At 66.2% G+C, this 26302-nt stretch carries 25 protein-coding genes, 3 tRNA genes and 1 riboswitch; of the genes, 14 read left to right on the top strand and 14 right to left on the bottom strand.

The window, feature by feature from the left end; translation table 11 throughout:
* Positions 1-21 precede the first annotated feature (21 nt).
* The gene (locus K8R92_10300; protein MCE9620282.1) at positions 22-954 is read right to left on the bottom strand and encodes a hypothetical protein; all 933 of its coding nucleotides are present in this window, start codon (positions 952-954) and stop codon (positions 22-24) included.
* 119 nt (positions 955-1073) lie between these two features.
* Here K8R92_10300 and K8R92_10295 point away from each other — a divergent pair, with 119 nt between their 5' ends.
* Positions 1074-1385, top strand: coding sequence for a hypothetical protein (locus K8R92_10295; protein MCE9620281.1), 312 nt, complete (start codon positions 1074-1076; stop codon positions 1383-1385).
* On the opposite strand, the gene K8R92_10290 is transcribed toward K8R92_10295, so the two are convergent.
* The 4 genes from K8R92_10290 to K8R92_10275 form a co-directional block, all read right to left on the bottom strand.
* Positions 1367-1440: transfer RNA gene (locus K8R92_10290), tRNA-Phe, on the bottom strand. The two genes, K8R92_10295 and K8R92_10290, sit on opposite strands and share 19 nt — an antisense overlap.
* A complete protein-coding gene (locus K8R92_10285; protein MCE9620280.1) occupies positions 1431-1904 on the bottom strand; it encodes a hypothetical protein in 474 nt (157 codons plus the stop codon). The genes K8R92_10290 and K8R92_10285 overlap by 10 nt, the downstream gene beginning before the upstream one ends.
* Positions 1905-2091: 187 nt before the next feature.
* Complete coding sequence (locus K8R92_10280) at positions 2092-2925, bottom strand: carbon-nitrogen family hydrolase (GenBank protein MCE9620279.1); 834 nt, start codon at positions 2923-2925, stop codon at positions 2092-2094.
* 7 nt (positions 2926-2932) lie between these two features.
* Positions 2933-3005: transfer RNA gene (locus tag K8R92_10275), tRNA-His, on the bottom strand.
* A 145-nt stretch (positions 3006-3150) separates the two neighbouring features.
* Between K8R92_10275 and pckA the strand changes: the two genes are divergently transcribed.
* From pckA to K8R92_10255, 4 genes are all read left to right on the top strand, one after another.
* Positions 3151-4731 carry a phosphoenolpyruvate carboxykinase (ATP) gene (gene pckA, locus K8R92_10270; protein ID MCE9620278.1) on the top strand — a complete coding sequence of 527 codons (1581 nt, stop codon included), beginning with the start codon at positions 3151-3153 and terminating at the stop codon, positions 4729-4731.
* Positions 4622-6010, top strand: coding sequence for a threonine ammonia-lyase (ilvA, locus tag K8R92_10265; protein MCE9620277.1), 1389 nt, complete (start codon positions 4622-4624; stop codon positions 6008-6010). The genes pckA and ilvA overlap by 110 nt, the downstream gene beginning before the upstream one ends.
* 114 nt (positions 6011-6124) lie before the next feature.
* Positions 6125-6712: an excisionase family DNA-binding protein gene (locus tag K8R92_10260; protein MCE9620276.1), complete on the top strand. Its 588-nt coding sequence runs from the start codon at positions 6125-6127 to the stop codon at positions 6710-6712.
* A 44-nt stretch (positions 6713-6756) separates the two neighbouring features.
* Positions 6757-8418, top strand: coding sequence for an NAD+ synthase (locus K8R92_10255; GenBank protein ID MCE9620275.1), 1662 nt, complete (start codon positions 6757-6759; stop codon positions 8416-8418).
* On the opposite strand, the gene K8R92_10250 is transcribed toward K8R92_10255, so the two are convergent.
* Positions 8348-9106, bottom strand: coding sequence for a metallophosphoesterase (locus K8R92_10250; protein MCE9620274.1), 759 nt, complete (start codon positions 9104-9106; stop codon positions 8348-8350). The two genes, K8R92_10255 and K8R92_10250, sit on opposite strands and share 71 nt — an antisense overlap.
* Before the next feature lie 122 nt (positions 9107-9228).
* Between K8R92_10250 and mutL the strand changes: the two genes are divergently transcribed.
* Entirely contained in the window at positions 9229-11091 is a 1863-nt protein-coding gene (gene mutL, locus K8R92_10245; GenBank protein ID MCE9620273.1) for a DNA mismatch repair endonuclease MutL, read from the top strand.
* An 8-nt stretch (positions 11092-11099) separates the two neighbouring features.
* Here the strand turns inward: mutL and K8R92_10240 are convergent, their stop codons facing one another.
* The 3 genes from K8R92_10240 to K8R92_10230 are packed head-to-tail and all read right to left on the bottom strand — an operon-like array spanning position 11100 to position 13013.
* Positions 11100-11324: a (2Fe-2S)-binding protein gene (locus K8R92_10240; protein ID MCE9620272.1), complete on the bottom strand. Its 225-nt coding sequence runs from the start codon at positions 11322-11324 to the stop codon at positions 11100-11102.
* Between the two features lie 2 nt (positions 11325-11326).
* Positions 11327-12118 (bottom strand): type II secretion system GspH family protein, encoded by a 792-nt coding sequence (locus K8R92_10235; GenBank protein MCE9620271.1) that lies wholly within the window; start codon positions 12116-12118, stop codon positions 11327-11329.
* Positions 12108-13013, bottom strand: a complete 906-nt coding sequence (locus K8R92_10230; GenBank protein ID MCE9620270.1) for a hypothetical protein — start codon at positions 13011-13013, stop codon at positions 12108-12110. The genes K8R92_10235 and K8R92_10230 overlap by 11 nt, the downstream gene beginning before the upstream one ends.
* Positions 13014-13060: 47 nt before the next feature.
* Positions 13061-13273: riboswitch (cobalamin riboswitch) on the bottom strand.
* Positions 13274-13417: 144 nt separating this feature from the next.
* Between K8R92_10230 and K8R92_10225 the strand changes: the two genes are divergently transcribed.
* On the top strand, positions 13418-15646 hold the full coding sequence (locus K8R92_10225) for a HEAT repeat domain-containing protein (GenBank protein ID MCE9620269.1): 2229 nt from the start codon (positions 13418-13420) through the stop codon (positions 15644-15646).
* Positions 15647-15699: 53 nt separating this feature from the next.
* A tRNA-Thr gene (locus tag K8R92_10220) sits at positions 15700-15772 on the top strand.
* Here K8R92_10220 and K8R92_10215 read toward each other — a convergent pair.
* Genes K8R92_10215 through K8R92_10200 form a run of 4 tightly spaced genes read right to left on the bottom strand, consistent with a single transcriptional unit; the run spans position 15741 to position 18638 of the window.
* Positions 15741-17060 (bottom strand): Y-family DNA polymerase, encoded by a 1320-nt coding sequence (locus K8R92_10215; protein MCE9620268.1) that lies wholly within the window; start codon positions 17058-17060, stop codon positions 15741-15743. The two genes, K8R92_10220 and K8R92_10215, sit on opposite strands and share 32 nt — an antisense overlap.
* Entirely contained in the window at positions 17057-17377 is a 321-nt protein-coding gene (locus tag K8R92_10210; protein MCE9620267.1) for a hypothetical protein, read from the bottom strand. Before K8R92_10210 ends, K8R92_10215 begins: the two co-directional genes overlap by 4 nt.
* Positions 17378-17412: 35 nt before the next feature.
* Positions 17413-18042 (bottom strand): SOS response-associated peptidase, encoded by a 630-nt coding sequence (locus K8R92_10205; GenBank protein ID MCE9620266.1) that lies wholly within the window; start codon positions 18040-18042, stop codon positions 17413-17415.
* A 44-nt stretch (positions 18043-18086) separates the two neighbouring features.
* Entirely contained in the window at positions 18087-18638 is a 552-nt protein-coding gene (locus K8R92_10200; GenBank protein MCE9620265.1) for a hypothetical protein, read from the bottom strand.
* Positions 18639-18769: 131 nt separating this feature from the next.
* Between K8R92_10200 and K8R92_10195 the strand changes: the two genes are divergently transcribed.
* From K8R92_10195 to K8R92_10180, 4 genes are read left to right on the top strand one after another with little or no spacing between them, the layout of a single operon-like run.
* The gene (locus tag K8R92_10195) at positions 18770-19069 is read left to right on the top strand and encodes a hypothetical protein (GenBank protein MCE9620264.1); all 300 of its coding nucleotides are present in this window, start codon (positions 18770-18772) and stop codon (positions 19067-19069) included.
* A gap of 29 nt (positions 19070-19098) precedes the next feature.
* Complete coding sequence (locus K8R92_10190) at positions 19099-20073, top strand: TIM barrel protein (GenBank protein ID MCE9620263.1); 975 nt, start codon at positions 19099-19101, stop codon at positions 20071-20073.
* 55 nt (positions 20074-20128) lie between these two features.
* On the top strand, positions 20129-21154 hold the full coding sequence (locus K8R92_10185; GenBank protein ID MCE9620262.1) for an NAD-dependent epimerase/dehydratase family protein: 1026 nt from the start codon (positions 20129-20131) through the stop codon (positions 21152-21154).
* Between the two features lie 28 nt (positions 21155-21182).
* Positions 21183-22409 carry an aminotransferase class I/II-fold pyridoxal phosphate-dependent enzyme gene (locus K8R92_10180; protein MCE9620261.1) on the top strand — a complete coding sequence of 409 codons (1227 nt, stop codon included), beginning with the start codon at positions 21183-21185 and terminating at the stop codon, positions 22407-22409.
* Positions 22410-22448: 39 nt separating this feature from the next.
* On the opposite strand, the gene K8R92_10175 is transcribed toward K8R92_10180, so the two are convergent.
* Entirely contained in the window at positions 22449-23504 is a 1056-nt protein-coding gene (locus tag K8R92_10175) for a paraquat-inducible protein A (protein ID MCE9620260.1), read from the bottom strand.
* Between the two features lie 148 nt (positions 23505-23652).
* On the opposite strand from K8R92_10175, the gene K8R92_10170 reads away from it, so the two are divergent.
* Positions 23653-25134, top strand: coding sequence for an efflux transporter outer membrane subunit (locus K8R92_10170; GenBank protein ID MCE9620259.1), 1482 nt, complete (start codon positions 23653-23655; stop codon positions 25132-25134).
* Position 25135: 1 nt separating this feature from the next.
* Positions 25136-26299: an efflux RND transporter periplasmic adaptor subunit gene (locus tag K8R92_10165; protein ID MCE9620258.1), complete on the top strand. Its 1164-nt coding sequence runs from the start codon at positions 25136-25138 to the stop codon at positions 26297-26299.
* Positions 26300-26302: the final 3 nt, after the last annotated feature.

Genomic DNA, 26302 nt, shown 5'->3' with positions numbered 1-26302 from the left:
TTCGAACGAGGTCGCGCCGGGCTAGCGGGTTCGAAGCAAACCGCGCCGGGCGAGCGTGATGGACGCGTCGAGCGCCCCATCCTCCTCGCGCGCCAGCAGGACGCCGGGCGACAGTTCGACTTCGTCGCCTTTGATCTGGATCGCCAGGGAAACCGCGAGCCGGCACCACGGCGCGCGGTGGTGCGACCACATTCCATCGTCGGCGCGGCCGTAGGCGCGCCGTTCGCCCCGGCTGGGATAGCGATCCCACCGCTCCACGAAGCCGCCGCGCAGCGCAACGTCGAAGAGCTCCCAGTCGTCGGCGTGGTCGCCGACCAGCGCGATCACGTTGGCGGCGCGCGGCATGCACTGGTCGAAGGCGCGGAGGATCAGCCGCTCGATCCGGTCCAGGGTCCGCGCCCGGTCGCCGCGCTCCAGGCGAAGCTCCATGCGCCGCGCGGTGGGTCGGTGGATGCGGATGCGTCCGATCTCGCGGTCGGGCGCGTCGCGCACCGAGAGCGACTCGCCGATGGCGGCCTCGCGCAGGAAGGCGTCGAAGGAGCGCCCCAGCCGCGCCAGCGCCCTTGGCCCCAGGCGTGGCTCCCACCAGAGCTCGCCCCGCACTTTGCGGCCGCAGTGGATCGCACTGCGCAGCGGACGGGGGATGTCGAGCCGCGGTGCGGCGCCGGTGATCAGCCGCTTGACGTGCACGCACATGCTTTCGCCGCGGCGCGTCGCCCGGAAGTCGCAGCTTCGTCCGCTGGGCGTTGGGACGTCCGCCTCCACGGCGAAGCCGGCGCGGATGAGCCGCAGCGCGACCAGCGCCTCGGCGGCCGCGGAGGGGAGTCGCTCCGGTCCGGCGCGCTCCAGCAGCATGCACAGGCGCTGCAGCGTGCGAATCGTGTGCGCGTCGCGCGAACGTCCGAGTTGCCGCGCCAGTCGGGCCTGTAAAAGGAGGTGTAAAACGCGATTCACCTGGGGTTCACCCCGGCCTGAAGCGATGCGATCGTCGCCACCGTTACAGACGGAAAAACCCCGGCGCAAAGACGCGAATTCATCTTCAGTCGCGGTGGGAAACCCCCGATCAATTGCTCATGAAGAATTTCACGCCGGGCATCTGCAATGTGAGTCGTCGACAGGCATGGCAGTTCGCGATGGTTCCCCTGGAGGCCAGGGGAAACGAGCTGCACCTGATGTCGACCGCGGAGTTCGCTCCGCGCGCCGGGCGTTTCGTCCGGCGCGTCCTGCTCATGCATCCCTGCGTGCGTCTGGTCGGCGAGCATGTTCTGCGTGAGCGGTTGGATCGGGAGTATGGATTTGCGGGCGGGCTGCCGCGGGGCATTCGTCCGGGCCGGGCCCACTGGCCGTCGGACGGTGAAATCGAGAATGGCAACTCCCGGATTTGAACCGGGGACACCCGCATTTTCAATGCGATGCTCTACCAGGCTGAGCTAAGTTGCCGAAGCAAGAGAGGATGCGTTTCTCTTGGCCACGGGCTCAAGCCTATGGGGGTTCGCGCCCATGTCAAGCCGCGCCCCGATCGGCACTTCGATGAGGGACTCGAGGCCGCCGAAAAGACGGTCCGCGAGCCAGTGCCGCAGCGGGCGCAGTCCCGCGAACCATTGCAGTCGCGGCAGCGGCCATCCATCCTTGCGGCATTCGCCGATCCCGCCGCAGGTGCCGATGCGCAGCTCGCTCCAGAAGCGGTGGGCCGCGAGTCCGCCATCGACGCCGAAGCGCTCCATGGCGGCGCGCTCCAGGCACCATCCATGCTGAGTGGCCAGCTCGACCCAGGCCCGCGCGTTGCCGGAGATGCAGGCGACGGCGTGGACGATGCCCTCCAGATTTTCAAGCACGCGCTCGGGACGCGAGGCGACCGCGAGGCCGGCCTGCGAAAGATGCTCGATGATTTCGTCCGGGCTCACGCCGAATTCCCGCATCGACTTTGACGCGGCGCCGAAGCAGCCCCGGCGGATCCGACCTTCGAGGTCAGGATTCAGTGGGACAGCCCGCGGCACCACAGTTTGATTTGGATTCATCGTTCGGCCAAGGAGTTGCGACGCCACGGAACATTCATCACACCCGCGCAGTCTAAAGTGTTCCGCTGTCCAGTCAACAATCCGGCGCGACTTCTCCACAATCATTCACGCGGCAGCGACCGAGCCAATTCCGGCGGATGTCCCGTAACGCGGGGAACTTGCGGCGCCACGAACGGGTTTCCCCGATATCAACCTCGGCCGCGAGCACTTCCGGCTTGTCCGAAGCCTCGGCGATTATTTCGCCGGCGGGACCAATAATGAGCGAGCCGCCGGAATACTGGGTGTTTGGCTCGCTGCCGGTGCGATTGCACGCCACGACCACCGCCTGGTTCTCGATCGCTCGCGCGATGGCAAGGCTGCGCCAATGGCCGCTCCGAGTCGCGGGCCAGCAGGCGGAAAGCGAGAAGAGCTCCGCGCCCGCGAGTGCGGCGTGCCTCCACAATTCGGGAAATCGCAGGTCGTAGCAGATCATCGGCGCGACCGAAACTCCCGGCATGCCCACCGGTGTGCCGGTCGTTGTCAGCCTCGCGACCGTCGCGCTGCTTCCCGCGGAATAATGGGCAGGCTCGCCGGAAAGCGAGAAGAGGTGCGCCTTGGCGTAGCGGGCGATGATCTTTCCCTCAGGGGAGGCCAGCGCGACTCGGTTCTGAAAAGAGCTTCCGACCGCGTGGGTGAAACCATGCTGCAGGAAGCAGCCATGCTTCCTGGATTGATCGCAGGCGAACCGCTCGGACTTGCCGTCGGTGCAGTGCTCGGGATGGTTGGTGAATCCGCTCTCCGCCATCTCCGGCAGCACCACCAATGCACCGGACAGGTCGCCGGCCTCCGCGAGCAGGTCGGCGATCAGCCCGCGGGACTTCTCCACGTTCTCCCAGGCGGGCGGGAATTGAATCGCGACGCATTTCACAAGAAAGGGCGATCGACGGGATTTGAACCCGCGACCCATGGGATCACAACCCATTGCTCTACCGACTGAGCTACGACCGCCATCCGAAGCAGGGGACTTTACGGCATCTGAGGCGTCGCGGTCAAAGAGGGTCATGATTTGCGATGAGCCGGCTCGCTTGGATTGGACGTCGGGTTCGTGGTAGAGTCCCTCGTTTCGACTTTGTCCCAGTTAGGAGCCACCGCCATGCCAACCGCCACCGATCGCAAACTTGATTTTGGCACCGCTGCCATTCACGCCAACCTGCCCGTGCCGCGACTGGTCGAGCTGGCCCTGGCCCGTGGCGAAGGTGTGTTGGCGGCCAACGGTGCCCTGGTCTGCGACACCGGCGACCGCACCGGCCGCAGCCCCAACGACAAGTTCCTCGAGGACACCGCCGGCATCCACGGCAACATCGACTGGGGCAAGGTCAACCAGGCCATTTCACCGGAGAACTTTGAAGCCCTCGACGCCCTGGCCATGAACCATCTGCGGCAGCGCCGCGATCTCTTCCGCTTCGACGGCTATGCCGGCGCGGACGCGAATTACCGTTGCAAGGTCAGCGTCTTCACCGAGGAGGCGTGGCACTCGCTCTTCGCCAAGACGCTTTTCATCAACGCCGAGGCCAAGGAGCTCGCCGCCTGGAAGCCCGACTGGACCATCATCAACGCGGGATCGATGAAGCTGACCGATCCGGCGAAGTACGGCGTGACCGGCGGCGTGGCGATCGTGCAGAGCCTGGAGCGCAAGCGCGTGGTCATCATCGGCACGCGCTATGCCGGCGAGATCAAGAAGAGCATCTTCTACGCGATGAACCACGACCTGCCCGACCGCGGCGTCTTCCCGATGCACTGCTCCGCCAATGTGGACCGCAAGGATCCCAAGAACGTGGCCATCTTCTTCGGCCTCTCCGGCACCGGCAAGACCACGCTGAGCGCCGATCCCAACCGCGACCTGGTCGGCGACGACGAGCATGGCTGGAGCGATCGCGGCGTCTTCAACATCGAGGGCGGCTGCTACGCCAAGTGCATCAAGCTTTCGCTGGCCACCGAGCCGGAGATCTTCCAGGCCATCAAATTTGGAAGCGTCCTGGAAAATACGACGGTGGATCCGGTCACGCGCGTGCCCGACTACGACAGCACCAAGCGCACCGAGAACACCCGCGCCACCTATCCGCTGAGCCACATCGCCAACGCGGTGCTGCCCAGCGTGGCGGGACATCCGACCAACTGCATCTTCCTCTCCGCGGACGCCTTCGGCGTGCTGCCGCCGCTCTCCAAGCTGACCCCCGAGCAGGCGCAGTACTACTTCCTCAACGGCTACACCTCCAAGCTCGCCGGCACGGAGGCGGGCGTGACCGAGCCGCAGCCGAACTTCAGCGCCTGCTTCGGCGGACCTTTCATGCCGCGGCCGCCGATGGTCTACGCGGCGATGCTCGCCGAGCGCATCCGCAAGCATGGCACCGATGTCTGGCTGCTCAACACCGGGTGGACCGGCGGCGCCTACGGCACGGGCAGCCGCTTCAAGCTCTCCTACACGCGTGCGATGGTGACGGCGATCCTCAATGGCTCGCTGAAGAATGTGAAGACCACCACGCATCCGATCCTGGGTCTGCAGATGCCGGTGGAAGTGCCCGGCGTTCCCTCCGACGTGCTCGATCCGCGCAAGACGTGGAAGGATGGCGCCGCCTACGACAAGAGCGCCAAGGAATTGGCCGCCAAGTTCCGCGCCAACGACAAGAAGTTCGCGATCAGCGACGCGGTCCGCGCCGCGGGCCCGAAGGTTTGATGATCCGGCACCGGTGCGGGGTTCCATCGTGAGCAGCTCCGTCGCGGCGGACGTCAGTTACCAGGACATCGTCGACGCGCAGGCCCGCATCGCGGATGGAATCATCCGCACCTCCTGCCTTGAGAGCGCCGCGCTCTCCGAGCTCTGCGGCGCCACCATCTTCTGCAAGGCCGAATACCTGCAGCGCACCGGCAGCTTCAAGGAGCGCGGCGCCCGCAACGCGCTGCTTCTGCTGCCTTCCGCCACCCGCTCACGGGGCGTGATCGCGGCCAGCGCCGGCAATCATGCCCTGGCCCTGGCCTATCACGGGCGCGAGCTGGGCATCCCGATCACCGTGGTGATGCCCAAGGGGGCGCCGCTGGTGAAGCAGACGCGCTGCCACGCCTTCGGCGCCAAGGTGCTGCTGCATGGGCAGAACATCGCCGAGGCCAAGACCCGCGCGGATGAGATCGCGGCGGCGGAGCAGCTGACCTATGTCCACGGATTCAACGACGCGGCCATCATCGCCGGCGCGGGCACGGTGGGCCTGGAGATCGTCGAGCAGGTCGGCCACCTCGACGCCATCGTGGTGCCCGTCGGCGGCGCGGGGCTGATCGCCGGGCTGGCGATCGCGGTCAAGGAAAAAAATCCGCGCCTCAAGGTGATCGGCGTCGAGCCCGAGCGCTGCCCGAGCCTGCTCAAGGCGATGGCGGCGGGGCGACCCGTCGACGCCTGGGTCGGCGCGACGCTCGCCGACGGGTTGGCGGTGCCGCAAGTCGGCGACCGCGCCTTCGCCCTGGCCCGCAACCGGGTGGACGAGGTGGTGACGGTGCGCGAGGAGGAGATCGCCCTGGCCATCCTGCGGATCCTTGAATTGGAGAAGGGGGTGGTCGAGGGTGCCGGCGCCATCGGACTGGGGGCTTTCCTGGCCGGCAAGTTGAAATCGCTGCATGGGAAGCGGGTCGCACTGGTGCTCTGCGGCGGCAACATCGATCCCATGGTGCTCAGCCGTGTGATCGAGCGCGGCATCGTGCTGGATCACCGCATGGCCCGGTTCACCGCCGTGATTTCCGACCGGCCGGGCGGGCTGGCGGAGCTGGCCTCGACCATCGCCCAGGCCAGCGCCAGCGTGAAGCAGATCGAGCACGACCGGACCTTCGGCGGGGCGGACATCAGCACCGTGATGGTGAAATGCACGGTCGAGGTCCGCGATGCGGAGCATCTGGCCCAGCTTCGCGAAGCCCTGGCGAGCAAGGGGATCCGGGTCATCGCCGAATCCAAGCCCCTTCAGGACTCCTGAGCCACTCCGGCCGAGGGGGAAGGGCGGTCTGTTCCGCGCCAATAACGGAAAAAATTGAAAGTGGAAACCCACAGGCTTAAGTCGCCCCGGTGTTGGACCGATTGGTTTCGAGCCATGACCGAAACACTCCATCAAGAACGTGTCTACACCACCGGCGAAGTCGCCGCGATCTGCAATGTCGCGGCCCGAACGGTGAGCAAGTGGATCGACTGCGGAAGGCTCGAGGGCTACCGCATCCCCGGAAGCCGAGACCGAAGGGTGACCCGAGAAACGCTCGAGCGCTTCATGCGGGCCCACGGTTTGCCCCTGACCGGATTCACCCAGTCGACCGGCGAGGGAACCCTTCTCATCGTCGACAGCGATCCCAACACCAGCAAGATCCTGCGCGACGTGATCGCCCAGGAGACCAAGCGCGACGCGGTCGTGGTGCGCAGCGCCTTCGAGGCGGGAGTGATCTGCGAGCGCTCGCGCCCGAGCTCGATCATCGTGGACTGCAACATCGGCGTGAACGAGGCCGCCGGGCTGGCCTCCTGGCTCCGCGCCGAGAAACGAAATTCACGGGTGGTGGCCACCGGCGAGTCGATGACCGCGGGCGACGAGGCCACGCTCATTCGCGCCGGCGTCTCGGCCATCGTGCCCAAGCCCTGCACGGTCCGCGCCATCCTGACCGCGGTCGATGACCACTGGTCGCAGGCGAGCTGAGCGAAGGTCAAACAGCAATCGGAAGAATTCGTAGCATCCGCACGATGCGAGCGGCTCTGGCACAACTTGATCCGACGGTCGGCGACGTGGCGGGCAACCGCCGGCGGATCGCCGACGCCGCTGAATCGGCAAGAAAACAAGGTGCTTCGCTGCTGCTCACCGGGGAGATGGCGCTGCTGGGCTATCCGCCGCGGGACTTGGTCCTGCGCGCCGGGGTCGCCGAGGCGTGCGAGAAGGCGGTCGCGGAACTCGCCCTGCAGTTTCCCGACCTCACCATGATCATCGGCACCGTGCGGCGAGTCGAGCGGGCAGGCCGGGGGCTCGCCAATTCACTCGCGGTGTGCCGCAAGGGGAAAGTCGAAACGCATTACGACAAGCGCCTGCTTCCAACCTACGACGTCTTCGACGAGGACCGCTACTTCTCACCGGGAGCGGGTCCGCTGGTCGTGGAGCACGAGGGCGAAAAATTCGGGCTGCTCATCTGCGAGGACCTCTGGGTCGCGGACGACGTCTCCATCCCGCGCAACTATTCGATCGATCCCGTTGCGGAAACGATGAAGCTGGGCGCCACCGCGCTGCTGGTGGCCAGCGCCAGCCCCTTCGTGCTGGGCAAGCGCGCCCGCCAGCGGCAGCGGCTGGTGCAGATCGCGAAAAAGTTTTCGGTGCCGATCGCGTCCTGCCAGCAGGTCGGCGCCAACGACGACCTGGTCTTCGACGGGTCGGGACTCTGCGTTGACCGCGCCGGCAACGTGGCCCATGCGGCGAGGTTGTTCGAGGCCTCGCTGGCGGTGGTCGATCCCAAAGCCGCGGCCGCTGGAAAGGAGCCGCCGCCCCCCGGCGACGAGAGCGATCTGGTGGGGGCCATCGTCTGCGGCATCCGTGGCTATTTCCGCAAGACCGGGCACACGCGGGCCACCATCGGACTCTCCGGCGGCATCGATTCGGCCCTGGTGGCGTGCCTGGCGGCGCTGGCCATCGGTGCTGCCAACGTCACCGGCATCATGATGCCCTCGAAATACTCCAGCGCCGGCAGCGTCGACGACGCCCGCGAGCTGGCCAAGCGGCTGAAGCTTGGAAAGCTGCTTTCCTTGCCCATCGATGCCGCGCACGATCTGATGGCGAAGCGGCTGAAGGAGGGGCTGGGCGCCTTCGAGGGGCTGCCCGACGAGAATCTGCAGAGCCGGCTGCGCGGTTTGACCTCGATGTCGGTGAGCAACTCGGATGGTTCGCTGGTGCTGGCCACCGGAAACAAGAGTGAGCTGGCCACCGGATATGCCACCCTCTACGGCGACATGGTGGGCGGCATGGCGCCGATCGGCGACCTGCTCAAGACGCAGGTCTACGCGCTTGCAAAGTGGATCAACGCCAATTTCAAGTCGCTGGGCTTCGCCGAGGCGCCGATCCCGCAGGCGAGCATCGACAAGGCGCCCAGCGCGGAGCTGCGTCCCGATCAAACGGATCAGGATTCGCTTCCGCCCTACGAGGACCTCGACAAGATCGTCACCGGATGGATCGAGCATGAAGGCGACGTCGCCGCGATCGCAAGCATCACCAAACTGGATCCCAAGCTTGTGGAGCGCTGGTGCCTCGCCATCGACCGCGCCCAGTTCAAGCGCGATCAATCCCCGCTGGTCATCAAGGTCGCCGCGCGAACGTTCGGACGGGGCCGCCCGATGCCCATCGCGGCGCAGTGGCGACTGGCGTAGCGCCGAATCCGTCGCGCGAAGGCTGCTGCGAGGGCACCATGATCAGGCGATCTTCTTCGATGCAGTAGGCGGTCAAGGATCCACCGTAGGCGCAGCCCGTGTCGACATTGACCACGATGGGATCGCCGTCGCGGCGCAGCACCATCGGCTCAAAGAGTGGCTTGTGACCCACGATGATCAATCCATCCTCGCCGTTGTAGGACTCCCACCAGTGGGGGCGACCCGGCGGGGCCTTCTTGTGGATCTTCTCGAAGTCGCTCGTACCCGCCAGCCCAAGCTGCGGATCGATGCCGCCATGCACGACCGCCCAACCGGGGCCCTGGATGTGGGTGCGGGAGATGGTCTCGGTCAGGATGCGCCGTGCTGCGGTCAGCTTGCCGGAGCGCTCGAGAACTCGGATCGCATCCTCCTCGGCTGGGGCCAGCTCGTCCATGGTGGCGCCGGCGTCGCAGCGGCGCAGCGCGTCCATCAAGCGAAGGTCATGGTTGCCGCAGACGCTCTCGACGCGTCGACCCGCTGCGCGCAACTCGGAGATCACCTCGACGACCAGGTCGGGCCGCGGTCCTTTGGTGAAAAGATCTCCAACAAGAATTATTCGTGCGTCCACCCGATCGCGTCGCGCGATGTCCAGGAGTTCGACGAACTCCATCCCGCATCCATGCAGGTCTCCGATGACGAGGGTGGCCATCCTGGGCAAAACCATAACGGAACATCGTCAATTTGTCCCGGCGCGAGCGAAAAAATCGCGTGAAGTCTTGGTGAAGAATGGGGGACCGGCGGGGGACAAACCGGCGCCGATAGAATCGGGCGATGCCGATCCGCCGACTCTCGCAGCACCTGGTCAACCAAATCGCGGCCGGCGAAGTGATCGAGCGGCCTGCAAGCGTGGTGAAGGAGCTGGTGGAGAACGCCCTGGACGCCGGGGCCACCCAGATCGAGGTGCGCATCGAGGGGGGAGGTCGCGAACGGATCGAGGTTTCCGACAATGGCGGCGGAATCTCCGCCGAGGATCTGCTTCTGGCGGTCTCTCCGCATGCCACCAGCAAGATTTCCACCGCCGAAGACCTGGCCGGCATCGGCAGCTTCGGCTTCCGCGGCGAGGCGCTGGCAAGCGTGGGTTCCGTTTCGCGTCTGGTGGTGGTTTCCCGGCCCGCTTCCAGCGGATCCGGTGGCCAAGGAGCCTCGATCGAGGTCGATTTCGGCCAGTTCGCACCGGTTCGACCGGCAGCCAGTCCCGTGGGAACCCGCGTCGAGGTGCACCAGCTGTTCGGACAGGTTCCGGCGCGGAGAAAGTTCCTTCGCAGCGACCCGACCGAGGCCGGCAAGGTGGTCGATGTCCTGGAATGGCTGGCGCTGGGCCGCCCCCAAGTCTCGTTCCGGCTCTACCAGCATGACCGCATGACCCTTGAGTTGCCCGCCGTGGAGGATCCGCAGCTGCGGGTCGAGGCGGTGTTGGGCGATGAGTTTGCCGGGAAATTAATTCCGGTGGATCTGAGCGGCGCCGGCGCCGTGGCCATCTGGGGATTGATCGGACGACCCGACCAGGCGAAGGCCTCGGCGAATGGATTGCGGATCACGCTCAATGGGCGGCCGATCTCCGATCGGGGTTTGATGCATGCCATGCGCGAGGCCTACCGGGGGCTGGTCGAGCCCGGCCGCACGCCCGTGGGCTTCATCGCCATCGACATTGATCCGCGCGAGGTGGATGTGAATGTCCATCCCGCCAAAAGCGAGGTGCGCTTTCGCCAGCCTGCGTTGATCCACTCGGCGCTGCTTCGCGCAGTCCGGAGCGCTTTGCAGGGGGCGAACCTGGTTCCATCGCTGCCGTTGGGCGGCTCGTCCTTCGGCGCGCCGTGGCGAACAAGTTCCGGAAGCGGAGCGCATCAAGGCGCGTCGCCGCGCTCGGCCGAAGACTCCTGGCAGAACGCGAGCTTCACTCCTCACGGGGGCGAGCGCGGATTTGAGTTCGCATCTCTGAGAGATGCACTGGGCATGGGCGGCGCCTCGGGCGCCGGCGCGTCGAGCTCCGGCGCGGCGCTGGCGGAAAATCCAGCGGCCGGCGGAACCATGCATGAGCCGGGCTTGCTGGCGGCGCCGCGTCCCGCGACACGCTTTCTCCAGGCAGGCAAGGCGTGGCTGCTGACCTTCGACGCCGACGGCATCGTGGTGGTCGACCAGCACGCGCTGCACGAGCGGGTCATGTTCGAGCAGTTGCGGTCCAAATTAACTGCTGGATCGCTGCCCTCTCAACCGAGGCTGGTCCCGCGAATGATCGCGCTGGACGCGGCGCAGCTCGAGCGGCTCGAGGCTTCGCAGGAGCTCCTGCAAAGGCTGGGCTTTGATGTGCGGGCCGCAGGTCCCAAGAGCGCCGCGCTGTTCGCCGAACCTCTCTTCCTGGTCGAGCGCAAGGTCGATGTGGCCGAGCTGATCCTGGGCTGGCTCTCGCGCGACCGCGCCAGCACCGAGGATGGCGAGGCCGTGCTCTCCGAGGTGCTCGACATGATGTCCTGCAAGGCGGCGGTCAAAGCGGGCGACGCGCTCTCCGACGTTGAGATTGCGTCGCTGCTTCAGGATCTGGAGCGCGTCGAACGATCGACCAACTGTCCGCATGGCCGGCCCACCGCGATGCGCATTCCCTACCGCGAACTTGAGCGGCGCTTCGGCCGGGGCTGATCCGCTTCTCAGGATCGCGCAGGTGACCCGGGCTCATCCTGGTCGGTAAGGATCTGCACAAATGAAGTTTGCCCCGTCCGAAGGCAGCGGCGCAAGTACGGTCTGCAAAGCCCGCACCCGCCGCCGCAGCCGAGCGAGAGCTCGACCTCCTCGAAGGATTGCTTTTGGGCGCGGGCCTTTTCAAGCACCGTCGCGAAGGTGAGATCAAAGCAGACGCAGCGGTCGATCACCATGTTCAACGCGGATCGTAGGCGGAGTCGTCGCCGCTCAAGAATCCATTGCGGGGAAAGTCCACGACGTATTTCAGCAGATCGGCGGTGGAGAGGGCGCTTCGGCAGGGGTCGCCGAAGGTGGCGCCATGCCCATCAAGAAAGCAGGCGTTGCAGCAGCCCCGATGGCGGAAGGCGCTGGTGCCCGCGTGGATCAGGCCCGCGTCCGACTCCACGGTGTTGCCCGGGGCGCGCATGAATCGGTTGGTCCCGCCGCGAAAGCCTCCATCGGCGAACACCGCCACGGTATCCGTGCGCCGCCTCTGCGTCGCGTTCAATCCGAGCCGCACACGCGACCATCCATCGTGCATGCGGCCGTCGCTTCCAAGTTCGGGATAGAAACCCTCGTGGCCGATGAACGAGGTGTTGTAGTGATAGCCCGTGAGCGGCTCACGCCCCGGCACCGGCTCATAGTCGGGGCAGCGCAGGGCGTCCAGCGCCTGGTCGACAAAGAGCGCCAGCGACCCGGGCTTGGTCGCGCCGCCTCCATTGCTCTCGAAATCCCAACCCACCGTGCGCACCGAGTCGCCCTGCTGAAAATAAATCACCGCCGCGGGAAACGAATCGTGATAGGTGGAGGCGTAGGCTTCCGCGGCCACGCCGAACTGCCGCAGGTTGTTCGAGCAGCGCGAACTTCTTGAAGCGGCCATGGCGCTGCCGAGCCCGCCCATGGTCAGCGCGACCAGCAGGCTGACGATGCTCGCCACCACCAGAACTTCGATCAGCGTGAAGGCTCTTGCGCCGCGACTAGATCTCATTGCCCATATCCAGAAGAAGAAGGCCGACATCACCGCCATCCACCTCGCCCGAACCATCGAGATCGGTGGGGCAGCCGGGGCAGGGACCGAAATCAAGGAGCACCAGCCCCACGTCGCCGCCGTCAATCACGCCATTGCCGTCGAGATCGCCGAAGAGCACCGGCCGCACCACCATCACCGCGTCGACTTCCGGCGACGTCGTGGCGCCGGTGACTTGCCGGATGCGGACGAAGTGAGCCTGGCTCAGTCCGACGCTGGCGAGATCGATGCCCGCTCCGCCGCCCGAGCCGCCGTAGGCATTCACGACATCGACGAAGTCCAGATCCTGCAGATCGGCGAGCTCGATCGCGGGGTCCATCGGCTTGCGAAAATCCGTCGGCAGCGCGCCCGGCGCGTGGTCGAAGGGACCCGCGTCGATGTAGCCCATCGTCGGCATCGGACCGTCGGCCTGCACACCCGGAACCTCGAACCACGTGGAGCCGTCATCGCTCACATCCACAAAGCCGCCCTCGCCGAAGCAGATGCCCGGGCTGCCAAAGCCGCCGGAGACATCGGAGAAGAAGGCGTTGGAAAAAACGATCAAGTCAATACCGAAGGGATTGTTGGGCGAATCGATCGCGGCCTGTCCGAGCTCGAGCACGAGCGAACCGCCGGCGCCGATCGAGACCACCTGGTCGGGCCGCCAGGGCGGTTGAAAAGGTGTCACCGTCTCGGGCGCGCTGGCGGGGCCGGTGTCGCGGGCCGGCTCGCCCAGCGCCGACTGCGGATTGCGGTGGCCCGGCGAGGCGCCGCTGCCGGGCGCGTAGGAGACCACGCGGGTCGCGAAAGGGGAATCGCCAAAGCACTCCGCCGCCAATAGCAGCGGCAGGATCATCGCGGGACGAAAAGAACGCATGCCGGGCTCCAGAAAGGAAGCCTTGTCCTTGCCCTAAGTTCGCGAGGGCAGTGACCGTGGGTCCAGGCAGGTCTTCCGGCTTCGAGCATCCGAGCGGCCCGCCTTCCCAGTCCCGCGAGGGGACCAGTGGCTATTGGGCGCTCGAGCGGGATGACTCCCGCGGCTCGTTACGGCGGCGCGTCCGCGGCGGATTCTCACCGCCTTCCCTAAGCAACTTTTGCGGAGCGGCCGCAAAAGGTGCCCGGCCATCGAGGAACCACCCCGATCCACCAGGACCGGCGGAGTCTAGCGGCTTTGAGCCGGAGTTTCCGGCGGGCCGCTTCATTTTCTTCGTTGACCCGCGAAGCATTTGTGCCGTAGATTCACCCCTTCGCCTGATTGAAAGACCCCGTACGGAGAACCCTGTGAAAGTGATTGCCCCCTCGATTGCGTTTGCTCTGGCTCTGGCGAGCGTTTCGCTCGCGTCGCGCGACGATTCCACCGACGCGAAGCCCGCGGGCGAGAGCGAGCCGATGGCCGCGCCCGCCGCGCAGGAGGAGCCCGCCGCCGCGGTTCCGGCGCAGTCCGACGCGCCGGCCGACGCCCAGGAGGCCGCCAAGCAGAAGGCGATGGAGGAGTTTCTCTACAGCGTGCTCGTGGGCCGCAAGGAGCGCGCCGAGACCAACGCCAAGTTCCTGCTCGACAGCGGCGCCACCAACCGGCAGCTGGCGCAGATGGTCGACGGAGCGGGCTACCAGGAGCGATTGACCCGCGCCGTGCGCGCCGCCAAGGGCATGGGCGATGTCGCCGAACTCGCTTCGCAGATCGAGGTCCGCGTCGCCGCCGGACGACTGGAATTGGCGCGCGACCTGAAGCGCATCGACGAGGCCGTGCGTCAACTCGGCGGCACCATGCGCCAGCAGTCGATGGCCAAGGGCACACTCACCGCGGCGGGGGCCTACGCCGTGCCCGCGCTGCTCAAGGCGATGCGCGACGACGGCAATCCGCAGCTGGCTTTGCGGGCCACGCAGACCCTGATCGCCATCGGGCGCGGGGCCGTGCTGCCGCTCTCCGAGGTGCTGGTGACCGCCGCGCCGCCGGAGCAGGTGGCGATCTGCAACATGCTGACGGCGATCAACTCGAAGCTGGCGGCGCCCTGGCTGGCCAAAACCGTCCGGCTCGCTTCTTCGAGCGATGTGCGCCTGGCCGCGGAAGCGACCCTGCGCTCCCTGAAAAGTGATGGCGCCACCGAGCTGGGACTCTGGACCTCGCTGGCCCGCGACTACTTCGTCTCGCGCGACGCGCTGACGCCCTATCCCGGCGAGCCGACCCAGGTCGTCTGGTCGGTCGAGAGCAGCGGCACCATCGAACCCAAGCTGGTTCCGACGGACATCTACGGCGACCTGATGGCCAAGCGCTGCGCCGAGGAGGCCATGCGCCTCGATCCCGCCGCGGTCGACGCCCTCTCCATCTACCTGGCCGCCGGACTGCGCAGCGAGACGGCGATTCCTGAGGAGGAGCGCAGTGCGCACTCCATGCTGAGCATCACGCTGGCCGCGGGCTCCGCCCAGGCGGAACGCGTGCTGAAGCTTGCCCGCGACGTCAACGATCCGGGTCTCACCATGATCGCCATTCACATCCTGGCCAAGACCGCCAGCGAGTCGATGCTGGTCGACTCCAAGGCGGGCAGCCCGATCCTGGGATGTCTCTCCAATCCCAGCCGCACCATCCGGACGGCCGCCGCGCTGGCGATCGGCCACGCGATGCCCGAGAAAGCCTTCCCAAGTTCCGACCGCGTGGTGCCCATTCTGGCGGCGGCGGTGCAGCAGGGCAGCGCTCCCCGCGTGGTCGTGATCGCGGCCGACGAGTCGCAGCGGCGCGAGCTTGAGGGCCGGCTGCCGGCAATCGGCTGCGCACTGCTCTCCTCCGACGCCTCGGCGCCGGCGGTGCTCTCCACGCTTGCGGGCCGCGGCGCTCCGGACATGATCGTTGCCAGCGGCGGCGCGGACGAGATGAAGGCGGCGATGAAATCCCTGCGCGGCAGCTCCGCACTGGCCGCCACTCCGATTCTGCTGGCCATTCCTGAAGCGGACGAGGTCCGCATCGACCGATCCATCCGCCAGGACCCCTCGGTGGTCGTCTGGTTCCAGGGCCGCAGCGAAGCGGAGTTCCAGGCCGCCGCCAAGCAGCTCATGGGCCGGACCATCGGCGTCGCCGCCGCGGGTGCTGACATCGCCGCGGAGTCCAAGGCTCAGCAGCAAGAGGCGCTGCAGGTGCTCCGCACCATCGGGCAGATGCAGGTGACGCCGCTGAAGGTCTCGGACGCGTCGCGCGACCTGATCGACGCACTGCAGTCCACCACGGAGGAGACGCAGATTCTGGTGGCACGGGTGCTGGCGGTGACGCCGACCACCGAGGCGCAGCGGGCACTGATCAATGCGGCGCTGACCGCGACCGAGGCCCAGCAGATCGTCCTGTTGCAGTTGGTGGCTGAGAGCGGACGTCGCTACGGCAATCAGGCCGAGGAGAAGCAGATCGACCGGTTGCGCCAGGCTCTGACCGACGCCAAGGGCGCCAACGCCGACGCGCTCTCGGAGGCCTACGGGGCGCTCAACGTGGGCACGGCGCAGGTGCTCAAGCTGATCCTGCACTGACGCCGTCGGCGTGGACGCACGGCTACACTCCATCCCCGCGTCGCAGACGCGATGCCGCCTTGGCTCAGTTGGTAGAGCGGAGCTTTCGTAAAGCTCAGGTCACGGGTTCGAGTCCCGTAGGCGGCTTTTGCGCCCTTGCTTTGGCCTTGGGCAATTCGTTCCACTTGGTTGTGTACCGCGGCGACCTGCTATCGGATTTGCCCTGCCATTGCATGGTGCGCCCAGGAGTCAGACGCAGGGCAGCCGCAGACCCGATGCGCAGCGCATCATCACCCCATTCACGATTCACATCGTCCATCAGGCGCATCAGGCGGCGCGACCGCGCATGATCGCGGCCATCGAAAAGGCCCGCTTGCATTCTCTCGCGGCGGCACAGCCGATGCAGCATGACGCCCGCCTTCTTGTAGCGATGCCCGGCACGGTACACGCGCTCCAGGCAATGCAGCGCGGCCTGGGCAATCTCGCGTGTGTCGTAGGCGGGCACGGCCAGGCCCACCCCGTGGCTCGCGTGGTACTGCGGCACCTGCGGCGGGGCATGGATGTTGGTCCCGATGAAAACCGTGATCGCGCCGGTCGCCAAGTCCTGCCGGCGCAACTTGGCCGCGGCCAGTGATGCGAATGTGGCCAATGCGCGATGCAGGTCATCCTTGCGGATCGTCTCCTCACCGAACGAGCGCGAGCAGCAAATGTTCTGCTTGTCCGGCGGCGTCAGTTCAAGGCCGATGCACGGGATGCCGCGCAGTTCCAGCACGATGCGCTGACCGACCACGCCCAGTCGCGCGAGCACTCGATGCTCGTCCGCGTCGCGCAGCTCCAGCGGCGTCGATACGCCCATGGCTTCCAGTCGTTTGCGGTAGCCGCTGGAAACCCCCCACAGGTCCGTGAGGCCGACACTGCGCAGCGCGTCCTCCACGTCACGGGCTCCCGCCAGGACGCACACGCCGCCGCGCTCCGGAGTTCGCTTGGCGACACGGTTGGCCAGTTTGGCGAGGGTCTTGGTCGCGGCGATGCCCACGCTGATCGGCAAACCAAGCCACTGCGCAGCCATGCCCCGGATGCGCCGCCCCAATGCCTCCAAGGGCCGTGACTCGTCCAGGCGCATGAAGCATTCGTCGATGGAGTAGGGCTCCACTTCCGCGGAGTGCATGCGATAAATCTCAATCAGGCGATTGCTCATGTCGTCGTAGAGCGTGTAGTTGCTGCTCAGCACACGCGCGCCGATCCTGGCCAGCATGGAGCGTGCCTCGAAGTAGGGCTGCGCCATCTTGACCCCCAAGGCTCGCGCCTCGGCGGATCGGGCCACGATGACGCCGTCGTTGTTGGACAGCACAACCACGGGCTTGCCGCGCAGCGCCGGGTTGAAGACCTGCTCGCAACTGGCGTAAAAGTTGTTGGCGTCCGCAAGGGCAATCATCGCAGCCTCACGATGGACGCCGTGACGACGCCCTGCACCATCGTTTCGTCGCCGGCGCGCAGGTGCTCCACGATGAACTCGCCATCGCGCGCGGAGACCACCAGCAGGCCGGGCTTCGGCGTCACACTGCGATCCACCACAAGCACGGCACCGCTGGGCACGCCGTCCACCTTGTGCGAATCGCCAACCACTCGGAAGAAAAAGGTGGACGCCGGGTGGGTCACCAGCAGTTTTTGCAGGTCGATGCCTTGCTCTTCGTACCCCTCGGAGGCGCGGGGAAAACCGGCACCAATTCTGCCCAGCATGACGATGTGCATACCCGTACAATACCCTAACAAACGACCTGGGAAAGTCAGCCGTTGGCGGCAAGCGGACGAATGGCCAGAAGCGAGCGCTCATCCGGCAGCGGGCCAAGCCGTTGTGCCACATCGGCAAAGGGCCGAACCCCATCGAGCCATGCTTCCACATCCTCGCGCTGCCGCAGGAAGCACACCATGCGCGGGTCGCCGGGGTTTGCATTGTGGATTTCAGCCCAAGCGCGGTTCGCATGGCATGTCAGCATCGAGCACACAGCGCCGCTTTCCTTCGCCGCCCATATTCCGGCCACGGCCCCAATGCACCCATCGGAAAATCCAATGGAGTGGGGCACCTTGCGCAGTCGGCCCGCTTCGTCGGTGCGATGCTGCCACTCGATCGCCTCCGACAGCGGGAAAACGCAGCGCGTGCCAAGATGCCGTTTCCAGAATGCGCTGGTTGCTGCGGTTTCCGCGCGCGTGTTGTTGATCGGCTTCGATCCCTTGAATGGGGGAAAGCCCCAAGTCATCTCCTGAAGCATTCGCCCCTCAGCTGCTTGCACGATCACGGGGACCGATTTGCCCGGGAAGAACTCGGCCACGATCGGCTCGCGCGGCAATCCCTGCAACGCACCGAAGTACGCGACGAACTCATCCGGCTTGGCTCGGAGTTTGTATCTGTTGCACATGGGGGCACAGCCCGCTGCGGGGGCTGTCGCAGTTTATGAAAGAATCAGCTCCCCAGGCGTTCCAGCTGCGCCGAGATCTGCTCCGCGTAGTTGATGAGCCCCACGGCGCCCTCCGCCTCCACCTTGATCCGCGACATCGTCTTGGACATGTCATCGCGCTCCGGCGGATTTGTCTCGCCGCGCTGCAGCGCCGAGACCAGCTCGATCATGCCCACCTGCAGGGCGCCCGCGTCGCGGCGCAGATCCTGGATCGCGCCCTGCACGCGCGTGCGGGCGAGCAGCGCCGAGGAGGCCGCGGCCGGGGATTCCGCCTGCATCTTCTGCAGGCCGCGGAGCAGGTTCTGCCGCAGCGCACTGGAGCCAAGGTCGCCGGCATTGGTGATGTTCATGTCCTTGGCCGCCCCCATCAGCGCCTCTTGAAGCTTCTTGGTCGCCTTCTTCAGGCCGCTCTCGGCGACATCGATGTCCTTCCATGCGGTCGCGACGGGGACCTGCTTGACCTGGCTGGAGCAGGCCGCCAGCGACAGCGCGGCGCCGAGGCCGCACAAGGCGAGGGCCCGCAGCATCGAGTTGGACTTGGCGGAGATGGATTTCATTCGATTGGGATTCGGCCGCCCGTAGAGTACGAAATTCTGCGCGGTCCACGCGACGCGGCCGCCGCGACGAAACTCAGGCCGCGCCGAGCCGCGACGGGCGATCGGTCATGCCTTCGGCTATCCTCGGCCAAATGACCCATCCGTCCAATTCTCACCATGCTCCGCCGCATAATCCGCGGAGGTTCCGGCACGCCATCCGGCTCTTCATTCTCAACGCAATCCTCTACGGTGCGTGCTCCGCCTTCGCCGGCGTGATCGTCGGCGACTCGCTGCGGGACACCAACCAGATGAAGCTGCTCCTGGCCTTCGGCGCGGTGCCGCTGGTGCTGGCGGTGGTGAGCACCATCGTCCACGTGAAGGCGAACCGGTGGACCAACGTGGACGACATCGCCGAGCGATTCGCCCATCCCCACCAGACCCCGCACGAATAGGCCTCTTCCTCCCGCGCGGAGACCCTGCGATGCAGCGACGATTGTTCATCGGAAACCTCCTGAAGCCCGTCGGCCTCTTCGCCGCTGCCTGCGCCGCGGCGCCGTTGGCGGCGCAGAGCACGCCGGGCGCGCCGAACACTCCCGCGCCAAACACCCAGGCGCCGCTTTCGCCGGAGAAGGCGGCGGCTCGTCAGGCCCAGGCGGCGCTCAATCCGCTGGCGGTGTCACAGGCCTCATTTCACCGGCTCTTCAAAAACGGCACGGTGACGGTCGAAAGTTTCCCGGAATTCGTGACCTCCAAGTGCGGCCTGACGCGCGTCCAGTGGAGCGCGCCGCTGCTGCCCGGCATCACCGAGGCATCCGCCAAGACCCTTCGCGCGGCGTGCGACGCGCGTCAGGTGCGCAGCACCCTTCTCGATCCGGCGATCGGTCCGGGGCTGGCCTCCGCCGACGAGAGCGCCCGCAGCGCGGCGATCGAAAAATTGAAGCCCTGGTGCGCCATCGCCTCGGCGCTCTCCTGCACCGGGTTGGCGATCGATCTGCGCGGCGAGGGCACCTACGAGGAGCAGCTTCCGCGCGCCGTCGCCGGGGCCAACCTCGCCTTCAAGATGGCCAGCGAGGCCGGGCTTCCGCTGGTGGCGCAATGCTCGGGCGGGCTCACCAGCAACGGCACCTTCATGGCGGCGCTGATGGAGCAGTTGAAGAATCCCGCGATCCGCCTCGAACCCACCTTCGATTCCTGGAAGGTCAGCGACAAGGACACCTACAACCGTTCGCGCGGCCTCGAGATGCTCATTCCCTATGCAGCCTCCGTGCTCGCGGACTATCTGGCCTTTCTTCCCACCGGGGAGTCCACGACCTTCAAGACCGACTACCTCATGAGCACCGTGCGCAAGAGCACCTTCCGCGGCCCGGTGACCATCCTCTACAAGGGTCCCGCCGACGAAGTCGAGAGCGTGCTCAAGGCGAAGAAGATCCTGACCAAGTACAAATGCGTCGCCTGAGAAAGCAACCATGAAAACCACCGCACCCGCAGCAGAGAGCGCGTCCGCGAGCGGACTGCAGCGTCGCAAGGCCATCCTGGTCACCGGTGCCGGCGGCGAGCTGGGCCACGCGCTCATCGAACTGCTGGCGGCCCGCGGCGGCAGCAGCGTGGTCGCCGTGGACATCCGCGAACTGGCTCCCGGCATCCGCGCGCATTGCGACAACGCCTTTGTCGGCGACATCTGCGATCACTCGCTGCTGGAGCGCCTGCTGGCGATGTACGAAGTGGACGAGGTCTTCCATCTGGCGGCGCTGCTTTCCACCCGCGGCGAGTTCGCCCCGGAAACGGCCCACCAGGTGAACGTGGTCGGCACGTTGAACCTGCTCAAGCTGGCGTCCGAGCAGGCGCGAAGCCACGGCCGCAGCGTGAAGTTCCTCTTTCCAAGTTCCATCGCCGCCTATGGGCTGCCCTCGCTGGAGGAGAAGAAGCGCGCCAAGTCCGTTCGCGAGGACCAATATTTGGAGCCGCACACGATGTACGGCATCAACAAGCTGGCGGGGGAGCACCTGGGCCGCTACTACCAGGAGCACTACCGCAAGCTGGCGAAGGACCGGGCGGCGCAGTCCATCGACTTCCGCTCGATCCGCTTCCCCGGCATCATGAGCGCCGACACGGTGCCCGCCGGAGGCACCAGCGACTACGGACCGGAAATGGTCCACGCTGCGGCGCAGGGTCGGCCCTACGCCTGCTTCGTGCGCCCCGACAGCCGGATTCCCTTCATGACCATGCCCGAAGCGGTGGGCTCGCTGATGCAGCTTTCCAACGCCCCCAAGAAGAGCCTGACGCGGAGCGTCTACAACGTCGCGGGATTCTCGCCGACCGCGGCGGACTTCGAGCGGATCGTGAAAAAGTATTTCCCGTCGGCCAAGATCTCCTTCGCGCCGGATCCGGGCCGCCAGTCCATCATCGACAGCTGGCCCGAGGACATCGACGACTCGGCGGCGCGGCGCGACTGGAACTGGAGGCCGCTGCACACTCTTGAGAGCGCCTTCGAGCACTACCTGGTGCCCGCGGTCCGCAGCCGCTACGCCGCGAAATGATCCGATCGAATCGAAAGAGGCAGATTTCATGAGCACCGCCACCACATCGAGCTTCGAGAGCCGCACCCATCAGATCCTCCAGCAGCTGGAGCAGAGCGGGCAGTTGAAAACGCTGCAGACCATCGAAGGACCGATGGACGCCACCATCAAGCTCCGCGGCTACGGCGAGGTGGCGTGCTTCTGCAGCAACAACTACCTGGGGCTGGCCAACCATCCCGAAGTGGTCCAGGCGGGCGTCGACGGGCTGCGGAAATACGGCGCCGGCACCGCGAGCGTGCGCTTCATCTGCGGCAACTTCGACTGCCATGAAAAACTCGAGGCCACGATCGCGCGATTCTACGGCGTGGAGTCCAGCTACACCTTCACCAGCTGCTGGAACGCCAACGAGGCGATCTTCCCGACGCTCTGCGAGCCCGGCGACGCCATCGTCTCCGACGAGCTCAACCACGCCAGCATCATCGACGGCATCCGGCTTGCGGTCAGCATCAAGAAGGGTCTGCTGCGCGGCGTCTACAAGAATGGCGACGCCAAGTCGCTGGCGGCGAAGCTTGAGGAGCTGCGCGGAAATCCCGAATGCACCGGGACGCTCTGGGTGGTGACCGACGGCGTCTTCAGCATGGAGGGCAGCGTCGCCAATCTTCCGGAGCTCCGCGCGGTGTGCGACGGCTTCGGCGCCAAACTGGTGGTGGACGACAGCCACGGCACCGGCGTCATGGGGGCCACGGGCCGCGGCACGCATGAGCACTGGAAGATGCCCGCGACCAAGATCGACTATTTCACCGGGACGCTGGGCAAGGCGCTGGGCGGCGGCGCCGGCGGCTACATCGCCGGAAGCCGCGAGGCCATGACCCTGCTGGTGCAGCGCGGCCGGCCGACCTTGTTTTCCAACGCCTTGCCGGCCACGATCGCCTGCAGCGCCAATCGCGCCATCGAGATCCTGGAGCGCGAGCCGCAGCGCGTGGCCAAGCTGCGCGGCAACGTCGCCGCGGTGCGCGAGGGGATCCGCAAGGCGGGATTCACCGTGCTCCAGAGCGAGACCGCCATCTGCCCGATCATCGTGCACGACACCGCCAAGGCCATCGCCATGAGCCGCGGGCTGCTCGAACTGGGCGTCTTCGTCATCGGCTTCGGCTATCCGGTGGTGCCCGAGGGCCACGCCCGCCTGCGCGTGCAGGTGAGCGCCGCCCACGAGCCGGCCCACATCGAGAAGCTCGTCGGCGCGCTGGCCGCGCTCAAGCGCAAGTTCGCGATGTGAATTCGCAGCGGCGCGCCGGCGGCGCCTGGGCAGCCCCGCTCAATCGCACATGCGCTTGGTGATCCGCTCCAGGGCCACCAGGCTGACGAAGCTGCCCGAGTAGTAGATCACGATGGTGGTGGTGATGATCCAGAGTCCCGCCCGGACCTCCGTGTTCATCAGCGCCTTGCCTTCCCAGAGAAAGAGGAGCAGACCCAGGGCAAAGACCTCGAGCATGCACCATTCATGCAGGATGCGAAGCCGCCGGTTGCGCGAGTGGTGCATGGCGGCCGTGGCCGGGGTGACCCAGATCCAGACCTGCTGCACCAGCGCCATGCCCGGGGCGATGATCAGCGTGATGGCGACCAGCGCCGCCAGCGCGGGCTGCTTCGACTGGATCAGCGCCGTCACGCTGGAGAGAATCGAATAGCTGTCGCTGGACAGCAGAAACTGGTCGAGTTGGAAGAAAGGTGTGATGAGCGCGATCAGGAAGCAGACGCCGGAGATCGCGACCGTCGTGGGGCCGGCAATGCCGAGCCATCCACTGGCCCGGATCAGCACCGTCTTTCGGTCGGGATCGGCGACCTTCATGTAGGTGTGCTTGTGGGCCGGATTGAACGCCCGGTCCACCTGCATCGCCACCGTGGAGAGCGTGATGGCCGAGGCGATGCCGGCGAGAAAGAGGTAGACCCCGGAGAAGGTCTGGGTGGACACCGCCCACTGGTCGGTGGCCAGGACGATGAGCAGGATCACGATGAAGGGGTCGAGCATGGACCATTTGCCCAGCAGGCCGAGCCAGTGCAGGACCCGTTTCCGATTGTGGGTGGGTGGGACCGCGATCCAGATCAGCAGCAGCGAAGCCAGCTTCAGGAAAGGAAAGGTGATGCTGAAGAAAGCGATCAGGATCGCCACGATGTAGAGCTCGGACTGCCACATCAGCTTGACGGAATGGGGCAGGGAATAGACATCGCTGCCGACCAGAATCACGTCGATGGACATGAAGGGCACGAAGAGGGCCAGAGTCTGGATGCAGAAGGTCATCAAAAGCACGACGAGGTAGATCCATCCGACGATGCCGCTCTGGTGCAGCAGACTGTCCTCGTGCTTGATCGCCATGCGGTGGGCAGTCTAGCGGGCGGGCGCATCGCGTTTGGATTTCATGAGGCCGTGCGGCGTTGCTCTCGTTCGCCAATCGCGCGGCCTCCCGGTATGCTCCCTCGCGATGATTTTTCGGAAGCGACATGCATGGAGAACGATGGTCGGGGTGTCGCTCTTTCTTGCGGTTTCCTGCATGGTCGGCCCCGACTACGAGCGGCCCAAGCCGATCCCGATGGAGCCCTTCCGGCCCGTCGAGGGCGCGCCATCGCAGGCCCGGGAGGCGGAGCTCGAAGGGTGGTGGAAGAACTACAACGATCCGGTGCTCACCAGCCTCATCGAGCGCGCCGAGAAGGGCAACCTCAACCTGCAGCAGGCGGCGATGAACATCGCGGCCTACCGCTCGGGCTACGGCATCTCCTTCAGCAAGCTCTTTCCCTCCATCAGCCTGGACGCCAGCTACGCCCGCGTTCTTTCCAACCGGGCTCTCAACCAAGGCGCCCTCACGCCGGACACGCCGTTCAACTATTGGAGCGAGGGGGCGATGATGACGAGCTGGGAGATCGATCTTTTCGGCAAGATCCGCCGCGGCATGGAGGCCTCCAAGGCGCGACTGGAAGGATCGGTCCAGGCGTGGCGTTCCGCGCTGGTCGCGGTCCGCTCCGATGTCGCCAGCGCCTACCTGGCGGTACGAACGTATCAGGCCGAGCTGGGGCTGGCGAAGATGAACGTGGACCTGCTGGAGCAGGTGTTCAAGGTGGTCACGAGCAAGTACAAGGCGAAGGTCGTGTCGCAGATCGATCTTTCGCAGGCCGCGGCGCAGCTGGCCGTCTCGCGGGCCATGGTTCCCAAGTTGGAGGCGTCGATCCAGCAGCAATGCAACGGCCTGAGCGTGCTGCTGGGCGAGTCGCCCGGTCCCATGCAGGACGAGCTGCGCCAGACCGCCGCCATTCCGCTGCCGGAAGGCATGGTGGACATCGGCATTCCCGCCGACCTGATCCGCCGCCGCGCCGACATTCTCAGCGCCGAGATGGACCTGGCTGCGGCGACCGCCGAGATCGGCGTGGCCGAGGCGGGCTACTACCCCGAGCTCACCATTCAGGGAGACTTTTCCATCGCCGCCACTGATTTCGCGGGGCTGGGAAATTGGTCGAACCAGGTGTATGCCTTCGGGCCCAAGATTTCCTGGAACTTCTTCAATGGCGGACTCGTCACCAGTCAGGTGAGTCAGAGGCAGGCCATCGCCTTCCGTCTGGCCATTCGCTGGAAGGAGACGGTGCTGAAGGCGGCAAGCGAGGTGCAGTCGGCGCTGGGCAACTACGGCGGGGCATTGCGCCAGATGAGAGACTTTCAAAGCGGCCTGAGCGATGTGGAGACCGGATTCAAGCTGGTCTTCGCGCGCTACAAGTCGGGCACCATCGATCTGACCAATCTGCTGTCCTACCAGCAGATCGTGCTTCAGGCGGAGTCGGGCTACATGCAGGCGCGGGGACTGGCGGCCCAGAATCTGGTCGACCTCTACCGCACGCTCGGCGGGGGCTGGGAGACGGCGGAAATTCCGGTGCCGGGCCGGGACGCCTTCGAGAAGAATGGACCCGACATGTTGAAACCCATGCCGTCCCTCAAGGACGAAGCCGAAGGAAATACCTGACATGATTTCACGATCGACACGATTGTTCTGGACCGCCGCGCTTCTGGCTGCATGGCTCGGCGCCGCGCCCGGGTGCAAGGAAGAAGCCAAGGTCGCCGCCGCGCCGCCGGCGATTCCGGTCAACGCAATCACCACCGCGGCCTCCGATGTCCACCTGCACACCGAGTATCCGGCGATCGCCGTCAGCGTCCGCACCGTCATGATCGACGCCCGCGTCGAGGGCTGGCTGCTCAAGCAGCGCTTCAAGGATGGCGCCACGGTCCAGGCCAACCAGTTGATGTACGAGATCGATCCCACGCCCTTCCGCATCGCCCTGGAAAAAGCCGAGGCGGAACTGGCCTCGATGGAGGCGGTCCACTTCGACGCCAAGCAGAAGTACGAGCGGAACAAGCCCCTGGTCGCCACCGAGGCGGTCAGCCAGGAGCAGTTCGACCAATACGAAGCCGCCTACCTCGCGAGCAAGGCCAACGTGCAGACGGCCAAGGCAAACGTGGACAATGCCAAGCTGAACCTCTCCTACTGCGTCATCACCTCGCCGCTGGCGGGGCAGGCCGCGAAGACCAACGTCTATGAAGGCACGCTGGTCAAGCCCGCCACCAACAGCCAGCTCACCAACGTCCGCCAGCTCGACCCGATCTGGATCGAGTTCGCGCCGGTGGCCGGCGACCTGCCGGCGCTGCGCGACCTGATGAAGGCCGGCGACACCAAGGTTGCGGTGCGCGATCCCAGCGGAACGTGGACGGGGCAGGGGCGCGTCGTCTTTATCGACAACAGCGTCAGCCAGACCACCGGCACCATCCTGGCGCGAATCGAGGTGGCCAATCCCAACTTCCTGGTGATGCCCGGGCAGTACCTCAGCGTGGCGCTGCCGACACAGAGCTTTCCCGGCGCGATCTCGGTTCCCGAAGCGGCGGTGGTCTACCAGACCGCCATGCCGACGGTCTGGGTGGTGGGCAGCGATGGCGCCGTGCAGAACAAGCCAATCGTCCTGGGCGAGCGGGGCGGCGCGGGTCTGATCGTGACCTCCGGGCTCGCCGCGGGCGAACAGGTCATCACCGCGGGCCAGCAGAAGCTCCGCCCCGGCACCAAGGTGAGCGTCGCGCCGCCGGTCGCAGCTCCCGCGGAGACGCCGGCGGAAGCCAAGACTCCGGCCGCACCCAAGTAGCGC

Source organism: Planctomycetota bacterium (assembly GCA_021414025.1).
GTDB lineage: Bacteria > Planctomycetota > Phycisphaerae > Phycisphaerales > SM1A02 > SYAC01.
The sequence above is the reverse complement of the archived record's forward strand: the minus strand, read 5'-3'. Positions and strand labels throughout refer to the sequence as shown.

Excerpts from the sequence above, each read along its gene's own strand:
- K8R92_10255 (MCE9620275.1), top strand. The coding sequence starts at position 6,757 with ATGCGAGCGGCTCTGGCACAACTTGATCCGACGGTCGGCGACGTGGCG.
- K8R92_10200 (MCE9620265.1), bottom strand. The coding sequence starts at position 18,638 with ATGAAATCCATCTCCGCCAAGTCCAACTCGATGCTGCGGGCCCTCGCC.
- K8R92_10215 (MCE9620268.1), bottom strand. The coding sequence starts at position 17,060 with ATGATTGCCCTTGCGGACGCCAACAACTTTTACGCCAGTTGCGAGCAG.
- K8R92_10205 (MCE9620266.1), bottom strand. The coding sequence starts at position 18,042 with ATGTGCAACAGATACAAACTCCGAGCCAAGCCGGATGAGTTCGTCGCG.
- K8R92_10165 (MCE9620258.1), top strand. The coding sequence starts at position 25,136 with ATGATTTCACGATCGACACGATTGTTCTGGACCGCCGCGCTTCTGGCT.
- K8R92_10250 (MCE9620274.1), bottom strand. The coding sequence starts at position 9,106 with ATGGCCACCCTCGTCATCGGAGACCTGCATGGATGCGGGATGGAGTTC.
- K8R92_10210 (MCE9620267.1), bottom strand. The coding sequence starts at position 17,377 with ATGCACATCGTCATGCTGGGCAGAATTGGTGCCGGTTTTCCCCGCGCC.
- K8R92_10195 (MCE9620264.1), top strand. The coding sequence starts at position 18,770 with ATGACCCATCCGTCCAATTCTCACCATGCTCCGCCGCATAATCCGCGG.
- K8R92_10230 (MCE9620270.1), bottom strand. The coding sequence starts at position 13,013 with ATGCGTTCTTTTCGTCCCGCGATGATCCTGCCGCTGCTATTGGCGGCG.
- pckA (MCE9620278.1), top strand. The coding sequence starts at position 3,151 with ATGCCAACCGCCACCGATCGCAAACTTGATTTTGGCACCGCTGCCATT.
- K8R92_10260 (MCE9620276.1), top strand. The coding sequence starts at position 6,125 with ATGACCGAAACACTCCATCAAGAACGTGTCTACACCACCGGCGAAGTC.
- K8R92_10175 (MCE9620260.1), bottom strand. The coding sequence starts at position 23,504 with ATGGCGATCAAGCACGAGGACAGTCTGCTGCACCAGAGCGGCATCGTC.
- K8R92_10190 (MCE9620263.1), top strand. The coding sequence starts at position 19,099 with ATGCAGCGACGATTGTTCATCGGAAACCTCCTGAAGCCCGTCGGCCTC.
- ilvA (MCE9620277.1), top strand. The coding sequence starts at position 4,622 with ATGGCGCCGCCTACGACAAGAGCGCCAAGGAATTGGCCGCCAAGTTCC.
- K8R92_10235 (MCE9620271.1), bottom strand. The coding sequence starts at position 12,118 with ATGAGATCTAGTCGCGGCGCAAGAGCCTTCACGCTGATCGAAGTTCTG.
- mutL (MCE9620273.1), top strand. The coding sequence starts at position 9,229 with ATGCCGATCCGCCGACTCTCGCAGCACCTGGTCAACCAAATCGCGGCC.
- K8R92_10180 (MCE9620261.1), top strand. The coding sequence starts at position 21,183 with ATGAGCACCGCCACCACATCGAGCTTCGAGAGCCGCACCCATCAGATC.
- K8R92_10240 (MCE9620272.1), bottom strand. The coding sequence starts at position 11,324 with ATGGTGATCGACCGCTGCGTCTGCTTTGATCTCACCTTCGCGACGGTG.
- K8R92_10295 (MCE9620281.1), top strand. The coding sequence starts at position 1,074 with ATGAAGAATTTCACGCCGGGCATCTGCAATGTGAGTCGTCGACAGGCA.